This window comes from Acetomicrobium flavidum (assembly GCF_900129645.1).
Classification (GTDB): Bacteria; Synergistota; Synergistia; order Synergistales; family Acetomicrobiaceae; genus Acetomicrobium; species Acetomicrobium flavidum.
The window spans coordinates 47203-64495 of record NZ_FSQZ01000001.1 but is presented as its reverse complement, the minus strand read 5'-3'; the positions used below and the strand labels follow the sequence as shown (position 1 = coordinate 64495).

The 17293-nt window shown below is 50.0% G+C and carries 16 protein-coding genes; 3 read left to right on the top strand and 13 right to left on the bottom strand.

Going from position 1 to position 17293, the window contains the following annotated elements:
* Positions 1-3 precede the first annotated feature (3 nt).
* Genes BUQ78_RS00320 through BUQ78_RS00310 form a run of 3 tightly spaced genes read left to right on the top strand, consistent with a single transcriptional unit; the run spans position 4 to position 1836 of the window.
* Complete coding sequence (locus tag BUQ78_RS00320) at positions 4-264, top strand: DUF7990 family protein (RefSeq protein WP_014806896.1); 261 nt, start codon at positions 4-6, stop codon at positions 262-264.
* Entirely contained in the window at positions 224-1243 is a 1020-nt protein-coding gene (locus tag BUQ78_RS00315) for an ArsA family ATPase (protein ID WP_074198926.1), read from the top strand. The genes BUQ78_RS00320 and BUQ78_RS00315 overlap by 41 nt, the downstream gene beginning before the upstream one ends.
* Entirely contained in the window at positions 1240-1836 is a 597-nt protein-coding gene (locus BUQ78_RS00310; protein WP_074198925.1) for a hypothetical protein, read from the top strand. The genes BUQ78_RS00315 and BUQ78_RS00310 overlap by 4 nt, the downstream gene beginning before the upstream one ends.
* Before the next feature lie 57 nt (positions 1837-1893).
* Here BUQ78_RS00310 and glmS read toward each other — a convergent pair whose 3' ends face one another.
* The 13 genes from glmS to BUQ78_RS00235 form a co-directional block, all read right to left on the bottom strand.
* Positions 1894-3720, bottom strand: a complete 1827-nt coding sequence (gene glmS / locus BUQ78_RS00305) for a glutamine--fructose-6-phosphate transaminase (isomerizing) (RefSeq protein ID WP_074200117.1) — start codon at positions 3718-3720, stop codon at positions 1894-1896.
* A 417-nt stretch (positions 3721-4137) separates the two neighbouring features.
* Complete coding sequence (locus tag BUQ78_RS00300; RefSeq protein WP_318259404.1) at positions 4138-5658, bottom strand: BCCT family transporter; 1521 nt, start codon at positions 5656-5658, stop codon at positions 4138-4140.
* Positions 5659-5725: 67 nt separating this feature from the next.
* Complete coding sequence (locus tag BUQ78_RS00290) at positions 5726-7051, bottom strand: glycine/betaine/sarcosine/D-proline family reductase selenoprotein B (protein WP_084532107.1); 1326 nt, start codon at positions 7049-7051, stop codon at positions 5726-5728.
* A 19-nt stretch (positions 7052-7070) separates the two neighbouring features.
* Complete coding sequence (locus BUQ78_RS00285; RefSeq protein WP_074198922.1) at positions 7071-8381, bottom strand: glycine/sarcosine/betaine reductase component B subunit; 1311 nt, start codon at positions 8379-8381, stop codon at positions 7071-7073.
* Positions 8382-8444: 63 nt separating this feature from the next.
* Positions 8445-8918, bottom strand: a complete 474-nt coding sequence (gene grdA, locus BUQ78_RS00280; RefSeq protein WP_084532106.1) for a glycine/sarcosine/betaine reductase complex selenoprotein A — start codon at positions 8916-8918, stop codon at positions 8445-8447.
* 151 nt (positions 8919-9069) lie between these two features.
* On the bottom strand, positions 9070-9732 hold the full coding sequence (locus BUQ78_RS00270) for a response regulator (protein WP_074198920.1): 663 nt from the start codon (positions 9730-9732) through the stop codon (positions 9070-9072).
* The gene (locus BUQ78_RS00265; protein WP_074198919.1) at positions 9722-10849 is read right to left on the bottom strand and encodes a PAS domain-containing sensor histidine kinase; all 1128 of its coding nucleotides are present in this window, start codon (positions 10847-10849) and stop codon (positions 9722-9724) included. Before BUQ78_RS00265 ends, BUQ78_RS00270 begins: the two co-directional genes overlap by 11 nt.
* A 58-nt stretch (positions 10850-10907) precedes the next feature.
* Entirely contained in the window at positions 10908-12188 is a 1281-nt protein-coding gene (locus BUQ78_RS00260) for a DVU_1553 family AMP-dependent CoA ligase (protein ID WP_074198918.1), read from the bottom strand.
* A complete protein-coding gene (gene trsS, locus BUQ78_RS00255; protein WP_074198917.1) occupies positions 12185-13534 on the bottom strand; it encodes a radical SAM (seleno)protein TrsS in 1350 nt (449 codons plus the stop codon). The genes BUQ78_RS00260 and trsS overlap by 4 nt, the downstream gene beginning before the upstream one ends.
* Positions 13534-13992, bottom strand: a complete 459-nt coding sequence (locus BUQ78_RS00250) for a DVU_1555 family C-GCAxxG-C-C protein (protein ID WP_014806910.1) — start codon at positions 13990-13992, stop codon at positions 13534-13536. The genes trsS and BUQ78_RS00250 overlap by 1 nt, the downstream gene beginning before the upstream one ends.
* 26 nt (positions 13993-14018) lie before the next feature.
* A complete protein-coding gene (gene trsM / locus BUQ78_RS00245) occupies positions 14019-14720 on the bottom strand; it encodes a DVU_1556 family methyltransferase (RefSeq protein ID WP_074198916.1) in 702 nt (233 codons plus the stop codon).
* The gene (locus tag BUQ78_RS00240) at positions 14720-14935 is read right to left on the bottom strand and encodes a DVU_1557 family redox protein (protein ID WP_014806912.1); all 216 of its coding nucleotides are present in this window, start codon (positions 14933-14935) and stop codon (positions 14720-14722) included. Before BUQ78_RS00240 ends, trsM begins: the two co-directional genes overlap by 1 nt.
* Positions 14932-17142 carry a pyridine nucleotide-disulfide oxidoreductase/dicluster-binding protein gene (locus BUQ78_RS00235; RefSeq protein ID WP_074198915.1) on the bottom strand — a complete coding sequence of 737 codons (2211 nt, stop codon included), beginning with the start codon at positions 17140-17142 and terminating at the stop codon, positions 14932-14934. Before BUQ78_RS00235 ends, BUQ78_RS00240 begins: the two co-directional genes overlap by 4 nt.
* Positions 17143-17293 lie beyond the last annotated feature (151 nt).

The following is a 17293-nucleotide window of genomic DNA, read 5'->3' as shown; positions in this document are numbered from 1 at the left end:
TCCATGATTGGCGAGGGCTTTTTTGAGCTACTAAAGAAAATGACAAAATTTCAGGCCACGGATTACGTGAAAGAGGAACTTACGGCGCTGGAAGAGACATTTGCCCTTTTGCTTCTGGGTAGCTTCATCGGATTACCGGCTCCTTCAGCGGGGCTGGTAATCCGGCTTATCCCCCATTTGGGGCCGGAACTTGAACTTTTAGAAAGGCGAGTGGCAGAAAGCGATGACCTTTTTGCGAAGGTTGCTGGGATTCTCAGGATCTAGGCATGGGAAAAATAGCAGATCCTTTACAGGTGACGGTAGCGCTCAGCCCAAGCGCTTCATCGTAATGGGCAAGGGTGGAACTGGAAAGACCACTATCTCTTCTGCATTAGCTCGTGCGCTTTCATCGAAGGGCAAAGACGTCTTGGCCGTCTCCTTGGATCCCGCCCACAATTTGGGCGATGTCTTAGGGTGTTCCTTGGGCAGTGAGCCTAAAAAAATTGACGATCATCTGGCCGCCTTTGAATTGGATTTGGATGAACAGGTACAACGGTTCGTAGAAGAAAAGTTACGCCAAATGCGCCCCCTTTACGGCAATTTACAGATATTTAATGCAGACAAAATCTTAGATGCCCTCAAGCAATCTCCGGGCATGGAGGAGTTTGCCATCCTTGAAGCCATAGGAGAAATATCTGCTTTTGCAGAAAAGTGCAATGCAGTGGTACTTGATACTCCTCCAACTGGCATGACCGTGAGGGTCTTGTCCCTTCCAGATATAACCCTTCTTTGGGTAGCTGAACTAGTGAAATTACGCTCTAAAATTTTAGACAGGCGCGCTTACATTCAAAATATCGAAAGAACCGATCTCGAAACAGATCCTGGCGATGACATAGTAATGGCTGAGCTTCGCAGGTACAAGATCGAAATTGAGGCGACCAGAAGCTTCTTGCTTGGCGAAGGCTCCTTTATATTTTTGGTGCTTCAGGCCGATAAGCTATCGGTATCAGAGACGGAAAGGACCATCAGAAAACTCGACAGCAACGGTTATCGAATAGGCGCCTGTTTTATAAACAGGGCTTCGAAAGGAGAAGGGCGCGCTTTCCTCTATGATTCTTGCGGGTTATCGAACTTGATGGAACTTTACGACGAGATACCGTGGATAGAATTACCCGACCTTGGAAGCGATATATCCGACCCTCAAAGTTTGCTTGACCTTGGCGATGTAATTTGCGGTTTCCTCGATGCAGGTGATGCAAGGTGAACGCGGGCGTAACTTTATTGGTCATTTTGGGATTGGCGGCAAGCCTTCAGTACTGGCGCGGCAGGAGGTTGAACTTAACCTTAATCAGGGAGCTTTCAAGGCAGATGGAAGAAGCTCTTCAACCTGTAAACAAAAATTACACTTGGATAGGCGGGTATGTCGGCGTAGTGGCCGAATATGATTTAAAGCACGAGATTTACGAAAAGGTCAAGGGGACAATTTCTCTCTTGCCCCATCACAGCTTGCTTTATTTCCCCATTTCCCTTCTTTTGGGGCGAAGGGACAGGGTTTATATATTGATCTATCCCAAAAGAAAACTTAAAGGGAAAGCTCATATAGCCATAGGAAAAATCAAAGACATCTCTAAGGTTTCCTTTAAAGATGAAATAGAATTAAAAGGGGTTGTCGTCGAAAGGCGCTATGATAGCAAAGAAGAGATCGATTTTTTGACGAAGATCATGTCTCAACTCGAAGATCCTTCTTCCGTAGAACTCCTGGCTGCCAATGTGGAAGAAAACGCCTATTATGCGAGGTTAAGGATTGGTCGTGGCGATATTTCGGAGCTATTAAGGCGTTTTATTGTGACCGCGTAATTAATATATTAGATATGGCGCCGAAGCTTGGAGTTTTCGGCGCCATATCATTTTTTTTTATTCTACCGTTACGCTCTTAGCTAAGTTCCTGGGCTTGTCTATCTCGCATCCCCGCTTTTTGGCCACGTGGTAGGCAAAAAGCTGCAAGGGCACGACCGTGACAAAGGGCGAAAATTCCTCCAAGGTTGGCGGAACACATAAGACGTGGTCCGCGTCACTCGCCAGTCGCTCGTCGCCATCGAAACCCACTGCAATTATAGGGGCGTGCCTTGCCTTTGCCTCCTGAATATTGGACAAAGTTTTCTCGTAAAGGCTGTCTTTAGGTGCAACGACTACCACGGGAACGTTTGGATCGATCAATGCGATTGGACCGTGTTTCATCTCGCCTGCGGCGTAAGCTTCGGCGTGAATGTAGGATATCTCCTTTAATTTAAGGGCGCCCTCCAAGGCCACCGGGAATGATATGCCCCTTCCAAGGTATAGGAAGTTTTGGCTAAAGGCAAACTTAGAGGCCAACTCTTCAATGAGGTGTTCCCTTTCTAAGACGGTCTCTATCTTGTAGGGAATTTGCAAGAGCTCATCTATTAACTCACTTTCCCGCTCGATCGGAAATGTTCCCCTCACCTTGGCGATGTACATGGCAAGAAGGTACAGGGCGGTTATTTGGCCCATGAAAGTCTTGGTCGCCGCTACCCCTATCTCCGGGCCAGCCTTAAGGAGCAGTACGTCGTCGCAGCAGCGGGCCAGGGTGGACCCTTGCACGTTCGTTACAGCCAAGCAGTATGCCCCACAGGCACGCGCCTTCCTTTGAGCGGCAAGCGTATCGGCGGTCTCCCCGGATTGGGATACGAATACGACCAGCGTATCGGGCGTAATTTTGCTGTCGCGATATCGGTATTCCGATGCAATATCGACCTTAACGTCCAGGTCCGTCCAACGCTCAAATATCCTTTCGGCAATCAGGGATGCATAATAAGATGTTCCGCAGGCAATGAGGTGAACCGCCCTGAAGCTTATCATGGTATGCTCATCCATTGAAAGCTCCCCGGATAGATCGACGCTGCCGCCGGATATCCTGCCCTTAAGGGTGGACCTGCAAACGCCGCCTTGCTCATGGATTTCCTTGAGCATGAAGTGAGGATATCCGCCCCTTTCTGCCATGGACAGGTCCCAGTCAATAAAGAAGCTTTTCTTTTGAATAGGCGTTCCCTTAGCGTCCCAGACCTTTATGCCCTGAGACGACAACTGAGCGATCTCACCGTCGTCCATGTACATGACCTTACGCGTATATGGGAGGATTGCAGGTATGTCCGATGCGCAAAGCGACTCTCCCTCCCCTATTCCCAATACCAAGGGTGACCCCTTGCGCATGCAATAGATGTGGTTTTTGTCCTCACGATCCATTATGGCCAAAGCGTAAGAACCCCTTAATTGGTCCTGTAGCGATGTGAGAGCTTTTAACATGTCGCCGTCGTAAATTTTAGAAAGCAGGTGAGCTATAACCTCGGTATCAGTCTGCGATATGAAGGTAAACCCTTCAGCGGCAAGTGCTTCCTTAAGTTCGTGGTAGTTTTCAATTATCCCGTTATGGGCAAGGACAAATCGCTTGTATTCGTCAGAGTGAGGATGTGCATTTACTGTCGTAACTCCTCCGTGAGTGGCCCAGCGGGTATGTCCGATCCCCTGTTTTCCCTTGGGCGCCACGTTCGCGACGATGCGCTCCAGATCTGAAACTTTCCCGACTTCCTTTATGATCTCTATCTCATTGCCGTCGTTAATGGCAATTCCTGCAGAATCATATCCCCTATACTCCAGCCTTTTCAATCCGTCTAAAAGCACATCACAAACATTTCGATAGCCAATATAACCGACTATACCGCACACTGCTGCTTCATCCTTTCTATTTCCCGACAAACGGAAGATCGTCGTCCCCTTTGTCCCGCAGATCGCTCCGCGGCTTTGTAGGACGACTGATTGGCCCATCTTCCGGGGCCCGGGGGCATCCGCCGATAGCTTCGATCCTCCCCCGACCTCGTCAACTGGCTTGCGACCAGTCCAGGCGCTTAACCACAGACCATATTAAATCTAAAGACTTGACGTTGCAGCTAAATCAGTTGTCACACCTCCTTATCCTCAAAGGCCATAATGAAAGAGATAGGCGCTTTCCCCTTCCATACACGAAGAAAACGCCTTTCTCTTCGTTTAAAGTGAGTATATAAAAAATTTCCTGGTTTATCAAGATTATCTTTGATCTTTGCGCACAACATATTAGCAAAATATTGCCTCAATATACTGCTAATATCAATTATTGATCTCTCTTGATACCTCCTCGTCGCTCTTCAAGGCTTTCATCAAGGAATAACAGGCTAAAGCCATGATCACGGCAAAAGGCGCTGCTGCGGCTATGGAAGCTATCTGAAGGGCCTGCAGCCCACCGCTCATCAAAAGGACGAAGGCCAATGCAGCCTGAAGCACTCCCCATATGGCCATCTTGGACTTTGGCGGGTTTAAGTCGCCTTGGGTCGAATACATTGAAAGCACAAACGTTGCCGAATTCGCTGACGTTATGAAAAACGTCGAGATCAGCACCACCATGACGACTGACATCGCCATCCCCAAGGGGTAATGCATATACATCTCAAAAACTCCAGTCGATATGTCGGCGCTCACCTTTGAAGCGATGTCGGCTATTCCGTTCAGCTGCAGGTAAAGTCCTGACGTACCAAACACGGCAAACCAGGTAAAGCTCCCGAGGGCAGGTACAATCAAAACGCATGTCACGAACTGGCGAACGGTCCTCCCTCTTGAGATCCTTGCTATGAATGAGCCGACAAAGGGCGCCCATGCAATCCACCACGCCCAGTAAAAAAGCGTCCAACTGCCGAGCCATTTTTTAAAGGGGCCGCCATAGGGGGCTAAGGTCAGACTTTCGGACACCAGGTTGGATAAATACTCCCCTATGCCAGTCAATAGCGAGTCCAGTATTGAAATTGTCGGTCCAAGCAAGAAGAGAGCTACACAAAGCAGGGTTGCTAAAAATAAGTTTAAGTCGGATATTGCTTTGATGCCTTTTTCGAGACCCGAAATGGCTGAGACGGTGTATATCAGACACAATACAAAGATGATCATAAACTGAACCGTAACAGTCTGTGGGACCCCAAACAGGTACTTAAGGCCGCTGTTGATCTGAAGGGTACCCAATCCCAGCGATGTCGCGATTCCGGCTGCCGTAGCGAATATGGCCAGTATATCAATGGCCTTGCCTATGGGGCCTCTTACTCCCTCTTCGCCCAACAACGGAGTAAACAGCGTGCTTATCAAGCCCGACCCGTTCTTTCTGAACTGAAAATACGCCAGAGGCAAAGCAATCACGGTATAGCCTGCCCAGGGGTGAAGCCCCCAATGAAAGAACGATATCCTCATGGCGTCAGTAGCGGCCTTTACGGAGCCCGGCTCGGCTCCGAAGGGCGGATTAAGAAAATGAAACAACGGCTCTCCCACTCCGTAAAATACCAGTCCCACACCCATGCCTGCGGAAAAAAGCATGGCAAACCAGGAGATGTCCCTAAACTCCGGCTTTGAATCGGCAGGCCCCAGTTTAAGCTTGCCGTACTTGCTGATGGCAAGCCCAATCGGGAAGATCACGAAAAAGGTCATAAAGAGCATGTAACCCCAACCGAAATTTTGAATTAGGAAGTTAAAAAGATTGTTGGCTGCGGCTCCAAAGCTTGCTGGGGATAAAAATCCCCAACCTACGGCCAAAAGCATTATGACCATGGAGATAACATATACCGAGTTGTCTTTCTTCTCTTTTGCACTCACGTTACTACCCCCTCTGCTGTCCGATGGGGGGAGAAGTACGTTTGACTTCTCCCCAAAGTGGTTTAAGCTATATCTTCACGGTAAATACAGTCTGTTCCTTGATGTCCGTCTCCAGAGCATCAAGCGCCACGCCAACGCGATGATAGCGCAATTTCCATTCGTCTTCCGGAGAGAGGTTCGGATTGCCCAGGGGGTAAGGAACTGCAACGCCCGGGACGATGCGGTTTACGCCTACTGTCTTTGCAATGTTAACGAGATTGCATATCACTACCACGGGAATGCCCGTGCGTTCGATTTCCTTTGCGATCGTTGACCCGCAACGAGTACACGTTCCTCAGGTCGCCGTTAAAACTACTGCTCCTACGTTTCTTTCCTTGAGCCTTTGGGCTATCTCACGGCCCATCCTGGCGGCCTCAGCCTGCGTGGTGCCGGTGCCAACGGTGACGTAGTAGTGATCGTCCACCTCGCCGATGCGCCCTTCCTTTTGATACTGTCGTATGGCGTCAAGGGGAAGGACGACATTTGGATTTTTGTTGGCCTGCTCGGGGTCGTAACCGGCATGGATCGTCTTAAAATCCGGAGCCATCAGGCGATCGAGCTTGGAAATGTCGTAGGCGCCCCATTTCGTCGCCGAACATGACTGTATCCTGTCGGGGTTATCCTTAGGGACGATGCCACCGGAAGTAACAAGTGCGATCTTTACCTTCCGAAGATCCTTTACTGCTGGTGCTATAGGCACCCTTTCCTGTTTTGGTATGGGAAGTTCGGTCTCGTAGGGCTCGCCCTTGAGCTTTTTAAGGAGCATATCAAATGCCCTGTCGGCTGCACATTTAGGCTCCAGGCCAATGTCCTCAAGGAAGACCTCATGACGTATGCCTCTTGGAAAGTAGCCTTCCATTGAGGCAGGAAGCAGTTTATCTCCACGCGCTATTTTATCGGCAAAGGCGGCCATCTTTTCGACGTCCTGCTTCATATAGGTTGCACGACGTCCGCCTTTAAATATGTACATGTTGGATTTAAACATCTCCACCGCAGGGTTTTCCTCGTTCATGGAGGTGATGACTGGGACGCCGAACTTTTCCTTTACGGCCTTGCAGATCGTTCCGCAGGCTACGCCGTAGCGACCTGCATTGAAGGCAGGACCTGCCAGGAAGATGTCGAACTTCAATCCCTCAAGGATCTTTAAAATCCGAGCGACTGCTTCCTCAGGATGAGATGCCATGAAGTTGTCCCCGCATATCACGGTATGGGTGATCTTTACTTCCTTCATGGCTTCATTTAAAAGAAGCCCTGGCCCGACCGGACCTTCCTGCAATACAGGCTCAAAATCGGCGCTTTCTTCTCCTCCCACCTGTCCGAAGAACTGGTTTATGTAATGAACGGCCTTTAACATAAAATCATCCCCTCATTTCTTAAAACTCAGCGCAGGTCTTCAGCGAAAACCCGCTTATGTGATCGGAGCAAAAGAAGGCGTTATTTTCCATAATGACCGATCCGTCCTCCCTGACGCAGCCTTCCCATCCGCCGGATAGCCCGTCCCTGGCAAGGGATTCAAGCTCCCCCAATACCGTCTTCATGGGAGGAAGCTCGTAAAGCTCGGAGACGTTTCCGGTTGACACGAGCGCATTTGCCCTCTCGTCCAGCGCAACCAGGGGTTGAGAAGTTCCGTCGCGTCCCGTGCATTCGTTCGTCATGCCCACAGTCTTGATACCCGCCTTTTCAAGCTCCACGATGGTAAGGATGTAGTCTACGTCGGGATTCCCGTAGCCTTCCTCGGCAACTATGGCACCGTCTGCGCCCAGAGCTTTTGCGATGTTTGCCACCATCATGGCAGATCTAGCCTTTTCTTCCATTACTACGTTGAGGTTGGACAGTACGACGCCTAAGAAGTTTATCGTCCTTCCGTGTTCTCTCATGAGGCGCTTTATCATGGGGTTATTTACCCACTCGTAGGTGGAAATCTTTGACGAGCAGGGCATGAAGCTTCCCGATATTATGGCTCCGTCAAGGATTTCGTTGGGATGAAGGTATGTAGGTAGCATGCGGTTGCCGTCCCAGCCGTAGACCAGGGCGTTGTAGCCCAGGGCCTCCATCTGCGTTTGAATTTGAGGCACGTAGACGACTGATGGAAGATTTCTTACATCAGACGCCCTTTCGTTTACGGGCTCAAGCTCCCACGTCTCTATCTCTTCAGGTTCCAAGTCTTTGACGCATTTCCCGACGTATTCGGATAACCTCATACCTGCCCAACGAAGAGCGCGGTTTTTCTTCTGCTGCTCGTGTCTTTCGAATTCCTCGTCGGTATCCCCGACTAATACCAGGTTGGGCATGGAGCCAAAGATGGTGTTTCTCTGTGCCGGCCCGCTCATGTCGATGAGGCCGTCCTGAAAGGATCCCCAATGTTTTCCCACCACTAAAAGTGAGCACCCTTTTAGCGCATGTGTCCTTCCTGACCCGACTGGTGCCACAGGTGCCGTGCAGCCCGGATATACGGACTGACCTCCCGATACCTTGCAACGCATCTCGTAGGCTTCCTTTACGGGAACGAGCCTTACCTCGTCTCCCGGCCTAACGATATAAAGCTCGGCCTCGGTGATGTGAGAGTCCTCGAAGACGACGTCTAAAGCCTCTTTTTTGTTGACCGTTAATACGCCTCTTTCGTAGAAGGTCCTGTCGCCGAAGACGATGTCCTTTACGAAAAAGTTGCCTATTTCTAATTTCATAAATCAACACTTCCTTTCATTAAAATTACCGTATCCTTTGCCGTGCCGCTGCAGCAGGAGACATCAGAGCACATATTTGCTGTGCTCCTTGCGCATTTCGGCAACAGCATTGACCAGACCGTCAACGTCTAGGACCATTTCCATCATGCCGAGCTGTTCTTCCCAAAGGTTCGGGTCGACTTTTTCCTTGAAAAGGGGATCAAAGATGTGATAAACAGCGAGCCCCAACGGGACTCCGGCTAATGGCCCTGCAAAGGTGGGATCACCAGCTGTTACAGTCTCCGCGTAAATCGACGCGCCTTCCGCGTCAGAGCTTCCAAGTACGACCACCACGTTTTCCGGTCCGTACTTTTCAGCTATTTCCTTAACGCGCTGCTGGTTTTGCAGGTCCATCGCCCCTGCCGCGGTTCAGACGAAGCATTCCGTCACGGCAAAGGCAACTTCACAACCGAGGGATTTTAAGACTTCTTCCATCACGGGTCCGGGGATGCCGTCCCTTTCGCCGAGCAAAATGAACTTTTTGCCCTCAAAAGCCATGTTACACCCTCCTTCCTTCCCTATTTTGGGAACTATTTCACTTTTGGTCCTGCAAGCTTCTAAAAATGCGCCTGCAACTTGACCATAGTTTAGGAAGGAAGCCGTATGAGGGACAATTATCAAAAGTGCGATCTTTTCATCATGAAATGTGCTAGTCGTCGTCTAGGTCGATTAGCCCTTCCCGTAGGACGTAGCGAGTGAGATCTGCCATGTTGTTGCAATCCAGCTTTTCCATGATGTTTCTCCTGTGGGTATCCACCGTACTTTTGCTTATGGATAGTTTGGAGGCAATGGACTTGGTGTGTTCTCCCTTGACCAGGAGCTTTAAAACTTGCATTTCCCTGGGCGTTAGCTTGTGCTCTGCTGCTTGGGCGTTGCCTTCCTTTAAAGCTAGGTAATCATCGAGCACGATCGCGGCTACCTTTGGGGTAAGGTAAACCTGTCCGTCCGTCACGGCTTTTATGCCTCTTACGAATTCATCCACGCTACATTCCTTTAAAATATATCCGCGAGCGCCGGCTTGCAGGACTCCCGATATCATGCCCTTGTCCAAGTGCATGGAAAGGGCTAAAACCTTTACGTCGGGGTAGTTTTTGACGATGATTTTGGTGGCTTCTATCCCATTTACATCGGGCATTGATATGTCCATGACGACTATATCCGGCTTGCATGTCGAAAGCAGGTCCAAGGTCTCTCGCCCGCTTGAGGCCTTGCCTACGACGAGAAACCCTCCCTCTTTGCTCAAAAGCTCTTCCAGGCCGTCCAAAAAGATCTTATGATCATCTGCTAAAAGAACTTTAACACTATCCTGCATCCCCGTTGTCCTTTCCCGTCGGCGCGACCAGGGACACGATCGTGCCTCTGCCGGGTTCTGATATTATTTGGATCGAACCACCGATGGAATAAAGCCTTTCCTTTATGCTGAAAAGCCCAAATCCCCTGCATTTGCTATCTCGTTTCTTTTGGTCGTCAAAACCCCTTCCGTCGTCTTCTACCACTATGCGGACCTTATTTTTGCCGAAATGCACGCGGATGGATACGCGGGTCGCCTCGGCATGCTTTACGACGTTTATGAGAAGTTCCCTGGTCATCTGATATAAAAGCACGTTGATGTCCCTGCCAAGCTTGTTGTCGGGCGAACCGATTGCCTTGAAATCCACAGCGATATCGTGAGGTTTTAGGATTTGTTCGGCAAGGGATTCCAAGGCGGCAGGCAGCCCAACTTCGTAAAGCAAAGGAGAGCTTATTTCAAAGGTCATATTCCTAGTGTCCTGAATGACGTCGCTCAGCATCTCCATGATCTCATTTATCTTTTGACGACTGCCTTCTTTGTCAGTTTCGCTGTAGAGGTGCTGAAGGCGATGCATTATCATGGCGAGGGAATAACCCACCTTATCATGAAGCTTTATTGCGATGTCTCGACGTGTCTCCTCCTCGGCAAGGGAAAGCTTTGCGACCAAATCTCTCAGCTTTTCGCGGTAACGGATAAGCTGAGACTCGCTTTTCTGCAGGGCTTCCTGCGACCTTTTCCACTCAGTCATGTCTAAAAAAATAACGGCTACTTGGCCTTTGACCGGGCTGAATCCGAGCGCGTAGAGGTATTTTCCCGTGTCATGGCTTTCTCCTTCGTAGTGCTTGGAGCGTCCGCTTCGAGCTACGTCGATGACGAGCTGGTGCCACTGCCTTTCCGCAGAGGGCCAAACTTCGGCAAAGGTCTTTCCTATAATGTCCTTGCGTCTTACTCCCATGACGCGTTCGTAGGCTGGGTTGATGTCCATGAAGATCACATTTGCAGTATTGCCCTCTTCGTCGTATGAGACCTGATACAAGGCGATCGGGTCAAATATCCTGTAAAAGAGCTTGCGGTTTATGGCTGCAACCTTGTCGTCCAAGTCATTTTTTGAGAAATCCCCATAAGGTATCTCCTTCATTTGCGTCACTGCCTTCGCGAATGTGCTTAACATATATTATACGATCTTTGACAATTGCTCAGTCTTCCCAGTCCATCTTTGGGCTTTGATGTCGAATCGAGGAAGGGCTTACTTTTTTTACGATGATATTGCGGGGAACGCCGGGGACTTGCCTTAAAACCTCAACTGCTTTGTCGACATACTCCTGTTTGCCTTCCGCCACGGCTATGGTCAAAGATAACTTTTCGGGGATGTCTCCCGTATTCTGCAAGGATACTTTAAAGTCTTCAATCCAGGGCAATCTCCAAAGGGCGTCTTCCACGTCATAAAGGCGAAGTGGGACGCCACCTGCGCCTTTTCTGGGTAGGCGCCCGAGGACTTCTATGCGTTTTAAGGGCGAACCGCAAGGACAAACGTCCTGAAGGATGCGACCTTCGTCGCCCGTTCTATATCTGATCAACGGAAAAGACCTTCGACTAAGTGTGGTGATGACCATCTCTCCCCACTTGCCGTCAGGAAGGACTTGCCCGTTTTCGTCTACGATCTCAACGTAGAGGTCAAGCTCTCTGACGTGACAGCCCTGCCTTGCACGACATTCAACGGCGCAGCCCCAACCCGTTTCGGTGAGGCCATAATGGTTGAAAGTCGTACATCCCCATAATTTTTCTATCCGCTGTCTTATTGAAACAGGCGCCATGTCGGCGCTAAGCAAAACATAGTGGGGCTTATGCTCAGTCTTTCCTGCGATCCTTGCCATCTGGGCGGAAAGGCCGACTACGACATTGGGATGGTAATCATCTATGGCACGAATTGCATCCCTTGGATCACGGATAAGCCCCAAGACAAGCGTTTCGCACCCAAGGCGCTGCAATGCACGTTTAAGGATTTGTCCTATGCTGTCGGGTGAAGGCCCCTCCATGAAGACTAAAACTATGCTTTCGGGGGGCGTAAACGTCGTCATCCCGCACATGAAAAAATCCTCAGTTGCTTTGAGATCTTCTTCGGTGAAAAAGACTCTCTTGGGAGGAGCTGACGTACCCGATGTGCTCAAAGTAACGATGCGCCGTATCTCCGACTGAGAGACGGTTAGGAAACGCAATCCCGATTCAGCGAGATCCGACGGGAAAGTAAAGGGAAGTTCATTGAAGGGCACGCCCCTTACGGGGCCAAGGCGGTCACGGTAAAAGGGAGAATAAAGTGAAGCATCTTCAATTGTACGGCTTAAAAGGTGTTTTTGGGCCCTTTCTATCTCGCTGCGATCTTCGATCCTGGCCTGTTTTTCTGCGGCCGCATATCGGGGAAACTCATTGATGAGGCGGCCTGCGATCCATGGGTCTAAGGGGGTGATTGGAATTTTCATCGTTTACGATGCAAGGCCCGGCCGTTCCTTGCGGTAAGGTTCCAGGCACAAAAAGGTACAAATCTTCCATCGGGTGCTGCCACGTGGATGCAGCAGAAGCGCAGCCGTTCGAGGTCAAGGTTTTCACCGTCTTGAAAGGCCATTGCGCTTATGCTGAAGCTTCCCCTTTCGTAAATGCGGATAAACCTATCAAAGGCCTCTCCGGCCTGGGCATCCATTTCCTGAGGAGCTTTCTCCTGCTTTTTGCAGTTTTTTGGGGTGATGTCGGCCCCCCATCGGCGGCCGATGCTTTCGACGGAGCTTTGAAATCCTTCATCGGAGGACCGACCGTTACAGCAACATGGCCCACTTGTCAGGGGAATGATTTTGTCAGGGGAATCGACAAGGTAAATCGCCCGAAAGGAACATCGTTCATGCTCACACCGAGACGGGCGAAAATGGGATAAATCGATCATCTCGTCAGCCTGTTCTGCCAGATCTCTCATGATCCTTGGAAGCGTCAGACGTTTATCGTTGCGTGGCGGTTCGGGGAAACGGCCGAAATAGCTGATGGGCTGAAAATGGACTCCTCTAACGACTGGAAAGCGAGAAAGTCCGAAATGGACGATATCTCCCATCTCGTCATCGTTGACCCCCTTTACGAGCGTGGGAACAAGGACTACCCCAAGGCCGGCCTCTTTGCAGGCATCGATTGCCCGTATTTTGTCGGTCAGAAGCGGCTTTCCCCGTAGGGCCTGGTAGGTCGCTTCGCGAAGGCCGTCGAATTGCAGAAATACCCAGCTCAGTCCTGCTTCCTTTAATCTTTGCCCGTACCTGGATTCTTGAGCCAGCTTAAGGCCATTGGTATTTAACTGAATTCCTGGAAATTTGAGGCTTGAAGCCAATCGAATAAGATCTGTCAAATCGTCTCTAAGCGTGGGTTCTCCCCCTGAAAATTGCAGGATGGCACCTGGTGCCTTACGATGTACGTCATGTAACAACTTCTCCAAAACATAAAAATCGGGCTCAAAGTCGTCTCCCGCGCTTGCAAAACATACAGGACACTTGAGCTGACACCTTTCGGTAACCTCGACGACCACTGTGCAGCTTTTTTGCAGGTGATCCGCGCATAGCCCGCACCCTTCGGGGCAAGATTTCGGTGGTCTATCTTCAGGTCTTGCGAGGGTAAAACGGCCCGAAGTCCAAGCGTCAAGGCTTGGCTTCCCTTCCCATACCAGGCAGGAAAACTCTCCATGATCGGGACAATGTTTCCGCATGAAAACGTCATTTTCTTCCTCTTCCAGGAATGCTGGTACTTGCTTTAGGCAGATGGGACATACACTGTTGGTGTGTCGTAAAATCGTCATTAAAGGGGCCGCCCTTCCCGTATATCAAAGCCGTGCGTTTCGAGAAGCTCTAAGGTCTTTTCCAACGTTTCCATTATCATAGGAAAACATTTTTGAAAACATTGCTTCGGATCAGCAATTGGTTCAAAGCCCAGGATATCCCCACAGTTGACGCGCCCGCCTGATCCCCACTTGCCTTGAAACCATTCGTGAAGGCGCCCGATCATTTCGGGCAGTCTAGGATCTTTATCTTCCAGCGGCGCTCCTTTGCCGGCATAAAACCCCAAAAGGCAACAGGCACCGGTCAATGCCCCGCACGTACATACAGGTGAGAAAGTGCCTTTACAAAGGCCATTCATGGCCGCCGTCAGGTCCTTATTTTCCTTTCCAGTAAGCGCCAATCCTGTCAGTATCATGATCTGCGAACAGCAAAAACCTTCCTGCCCCCATTGCATGACTGCAGTATTTAGGTCTTTCATCTCAACCTCTCCTTCAATCTTCCTGGTTAACCTGCCGCTTTTTCGGCGCCTTCAATTTCGTATCGCTCTTTTAATGAACCCTCATCGCCCAACTTTCTACACAACCAAAGGCCGTAACTCAGGCTACAACATGTCTTTATGGGTGCTTCGATGATACCTGCCCACACTAGTTGGGCAGTACATTCCCGAAGCAACCTAGGATAGGCTTCAAAGAAAAACGCCCCAAATCCATGGATCGTGAATGCTTCGTGCAGTTCAAGGGCGGATCTGGCCCCGCTTGCACATGAACCGTCCCAGCCTTGACTGTCGTAACTGCGATTGAGGGAGAAGATGTCGGTTACCCCCAAAATTCCTCCGTTTTTTAAGACTCTTGCAAGCTCTGACAAGGCTGGTGAAAGCTCCTTTTGCTGCGAGAGGACGCACTCACAAATCGCGCCGTCAAAACTGCCGTCTTCGAAGGGCATACTACGCAAATCTCCATGTATTGCCGGACCCTTTTGCTTTGCCTTCGAAAGCAAGTCGTAAGACTTGTCAAATCCGACGGCATCAAAACCCTCTTCAATCAAAAGTCCTACTGTTGCGCCTGCACCACAGCCTGCATCAAGCACCTTGGCCTTTGGGGGAAAGTTGCACAGGTGTATAAGCCTTCTTGATAGCGCTTCCCCTCCCGGGTGAAGCGCTTCGCCCATAACCCTGTGCCACCTTGGATGTTCATAGGGCAAGGACATCATTTGTCCTCCAATATCTTCTCGACCTCGAGCATCTTGCCCACCGCTAAAGACTCAGGCACAAGAATAAAGCCGCATCGGGAGCAGGCGGGAAGCTCTATCTCGAAGCGATTGCCAAGATAAAGCGCCGCGACCTTGTGCGGCGTAAGTTCTCCGCCACAGCTGCACCTCCAGACAGTCTGTTCGTGAAAACCGAGATCACTTTCCTTGCTCATGACATCAACTCCATGATCATCCTGTGGCTCCAGGCGTTGACGATCGTAAAAGAATGATAATCCTCGCGATATTCCACCCAAAAGGTGACATTTCCTATCCTTGAAGAAGCAAGCCTGGTGCCATCGGGAGAGATGAGATACCTTCCCGTAGAAGAAGCTTCCCACAGAGTTTGTCTGATATCGCTGTCTAAGATGTGGCGGTCTTCAAGTTTTTCGCGCACCGCGTCGGGTATCGATATAAGTAAATCATCCCATGGATTGGGAGCAAGGTCGCAAGGACCAAGAAGCTTTACGCGAAGCAATTCCCTATTTTGCTGACGTTTGGAAAAGCCTGCACGTTTCTTTTCTGCAGGAGGAGGAAATAGGATGTCCAGCAGATGTAAGACCGTTTTTTCTGACCCGGAAAGGCTTTCGCGGCACATGGCACAATAGGTCAGAAAATCGTTTTTGCTTTCTTGAAGCCTTCGCGAGACGCCCTCGCGGGCAAGGTCGGGGTCGGCCATGGATTGTAAGCCGCCGTAACCGCAGCAGCGCGTGGCTTCACCGCCAAAGACAAGCTCTTCGTAAGGTTGCCCAAGGATTTGAAGTATCTTTCGCACCGACTGTCTCCACTCCGGTTCGTGGCGGGTCGTGCAAGGGTCATGCAGAGCAAGCGTTTCTGTAGCGGGCCTTGTTTCAGGTAACCCCTTTTCAAGCAACACTTGCCATAAAGAGACCCTTGACAAATTAGGCATGAAGTTTTTAAACACCTCGTTGCAAGAAGAACAAGCCAGGATCAGGGTGGGGTTTCCTGCGGATTCTACGGTTTTCTCGATGTTTTTGATGACCTCATTGAGCTTGTCTTGCCGGCCAGCCCACCAGGCAGGTGCACCGCAGCATCCAAGCATTATGCCCATCTTGCCATCAAACATCTTGCCAAGGAAGTTTGCGACCCTTTCGGTCTGGTCGGGCATGGCACCGCTCAATTGACAACCCGGAAAGAAGATGGCCTCAGTAGTCTTTGCTCCGCTTCTAAATCCGGACGATCTTGGAGAGTTGGCATGTTCCATGTCAAGGAGGGCAAACTCATGTACCGATGGCGGCATGATGTTTCGCTCAACCATCTCTTCCCGTGCAAATCTGCACAGTTCAGCCATTGAAAAATCGTTTGGACAAAGGACCTCGCAAAGCCCGCAAAGCGAACAGGAATTTATCATTTTATTGGCGCTGTGAGAGCCTCTGACTATGGCGAAATTGTTGTAGATCTGTCGAACGTAAATCTTTGGATATCCCTTGTACTTTTCAAGAAAGACACATTCGCGCACGCAGCATCGACATTCGCATTGAATGCAGCGTTTGGCCTCCTCTATCGGGTCATCCTTGGGCGAGAGGGTTGGAACGCCTTCAATGGAAGTGTAAAGCTTCGTATCAAGCGAGAATTCTTTCTCTCTTCCCGACGTCAGTGACGCACCCTGAAAATAACGGTCGATGGAGTTGGCGGCACGCTTGCCATCGGCAGACTCCCATGAGGGTGAAGGCTTGTTGTTTCGAAGATAGCCTCCGGCGAAAAGCCCCTTTGTGAAAGTCTCGTAAGTGATTGGATCGATATCATTTCCATTGATCAGATGAGTCCATTCGGGGTCATCGATACCCACGTAGGCGACATTACCTTCTTTCAAGCAGTCGCGGATGGGATCTTTTCCGGATGACCTTGTTACGCCCAATCGTTGCAGGTTCTGCCAGGCAGTGACAAGCACTTCCTGGGGCAAAACTTCTTGTGTAAGTGTCAAAAGCCTGCCACCGGGGGTCTCATCATTAAAGACCATACATACTTGGTAGCCCTTTTTTGCCAGTTCAAAGGCACAAGTCAACGAAGAAAGGCCTCCGCCGTAAATAGTCACGGACAACCCCTTTGGGGGAAGGCGCAGGGGCAGCCCCGTATCTTTAGTTTGTTCTAGGCAAGCCCTTTCAAGCTTTCCTATTAAAATGGCGCCGCCCTTTTGGGACAAGATACAGGCATCCTGACAGGGGTGATCGCAGATTCGGCCGATGATGTCCGGCAGTGGCATTGTCTTTGATAAAATTTTTCTTGCTTCATCAAAGCGTTTCTGTGCCATGGCTGCACAAAAGGCCTTTGCGTCGACTTTTAGAGGACATGCCGCCTGACAGTAGGGAAGCTCATCTTGAATGCAGCGTTGCTCAAAGTCATCGAGTTTATAGCGCTCCATTAATACTTCCTCCCGAATATCTCACAATGAGATCACATAACCAGATTAACCAGGTTTGCCAGGAAATTGACGCTTTCAGGGGATTCGATCAAAAGAAAAGTATAAAGATCCATGTCGGTTATCTTTTTAATAACGCCCGCCCCCGAATTTA

What these genes read in the sequence shown, in the direction of transcription:
- BUQ78_RS00320 (WP_014806896.1), top strand. Translation starts at nt 4, where the DNA reads ATGATTGGCGAGGGCTTTTTTGAGCTACTAAAGAAAATGACAAAATTT.
- BUQ78_RS00315 (WP_074198926.1), top strand. Translation starts at nt 224, where the DNA reads ATGACCTTTTTGCGAAGGTTGCTGGGATTCTCAGGATCTAGGCATGGG.
- BUQ78_RS00285 (WP_074198922.1), bottom strand. Translation starts at nt 8,381, where the DNA reads ATGAAATTAGAAATAGGCAACTTTTTCGTAAAGGACATCGTCTTCGGC.
- BUQ78_RS00270 (WP_074198920.1), bottom strand. Translation starts at nt 9,732, where the DNA reads ATGCAGGATAGTGTTAAAGTTCTTTTAGCAGATGATCATAAGATCTTT.
- BUQ78_RS00265 (WP_074198919.1), bottom strand. Translation starts at nt 10,849, where the DNA reads ATGAAGGAGATACCTTATGGGGATTTCTCAAAAAATGACTTGGACGAC.
- BUQ78_RS00260 (WP_074198918.1), bottom strand. Translation starts at nt 12,188, where the DNA reads ATGAAAATTCCAATCACCCCCTTAGACCCATGGATCGCAGGCCGCCTC.
- trsS (WP_074198917.1), bottom strand. Translation starts at nt 13,534, where the DNA reads ATGACGATTTTACGACACACCAACAGTGTATGTCCCATCTGCCTAAAG.
- BUQ78_RS00250 (WP_014806910.1), bottom strand. Translation starts at nt 13,992, where the DNA reads ATGAAAGACCTAAATACTGCAGTCATGCAATGGGGGCAGGAAGGTTTT.
- trsM (WP_074198916.1), bottom strand. Translation starts at nt 14,720, where the DNA reads ATGTCCTTGCCCTATGAACATCCAAGGTGGCACAGGGTTATGGGCGAA.
- BUQ78_RS00240 (WP_014806912.1), bottom strand. Translation starts at nt 14,935, where the DNA reads ATGAGCAAGGAAAGTGATCTCGGTTTTCACGAACAGACTGTCTGGAGG.
- BUQ78_RS00235 (WP_074198915.1), bottom strand. Translation starts at nt 17,142, where the DNA reads ATGGAGCGCTATAAACTCGATGACTTTGAGCAACGCTGCATTCAAGAT.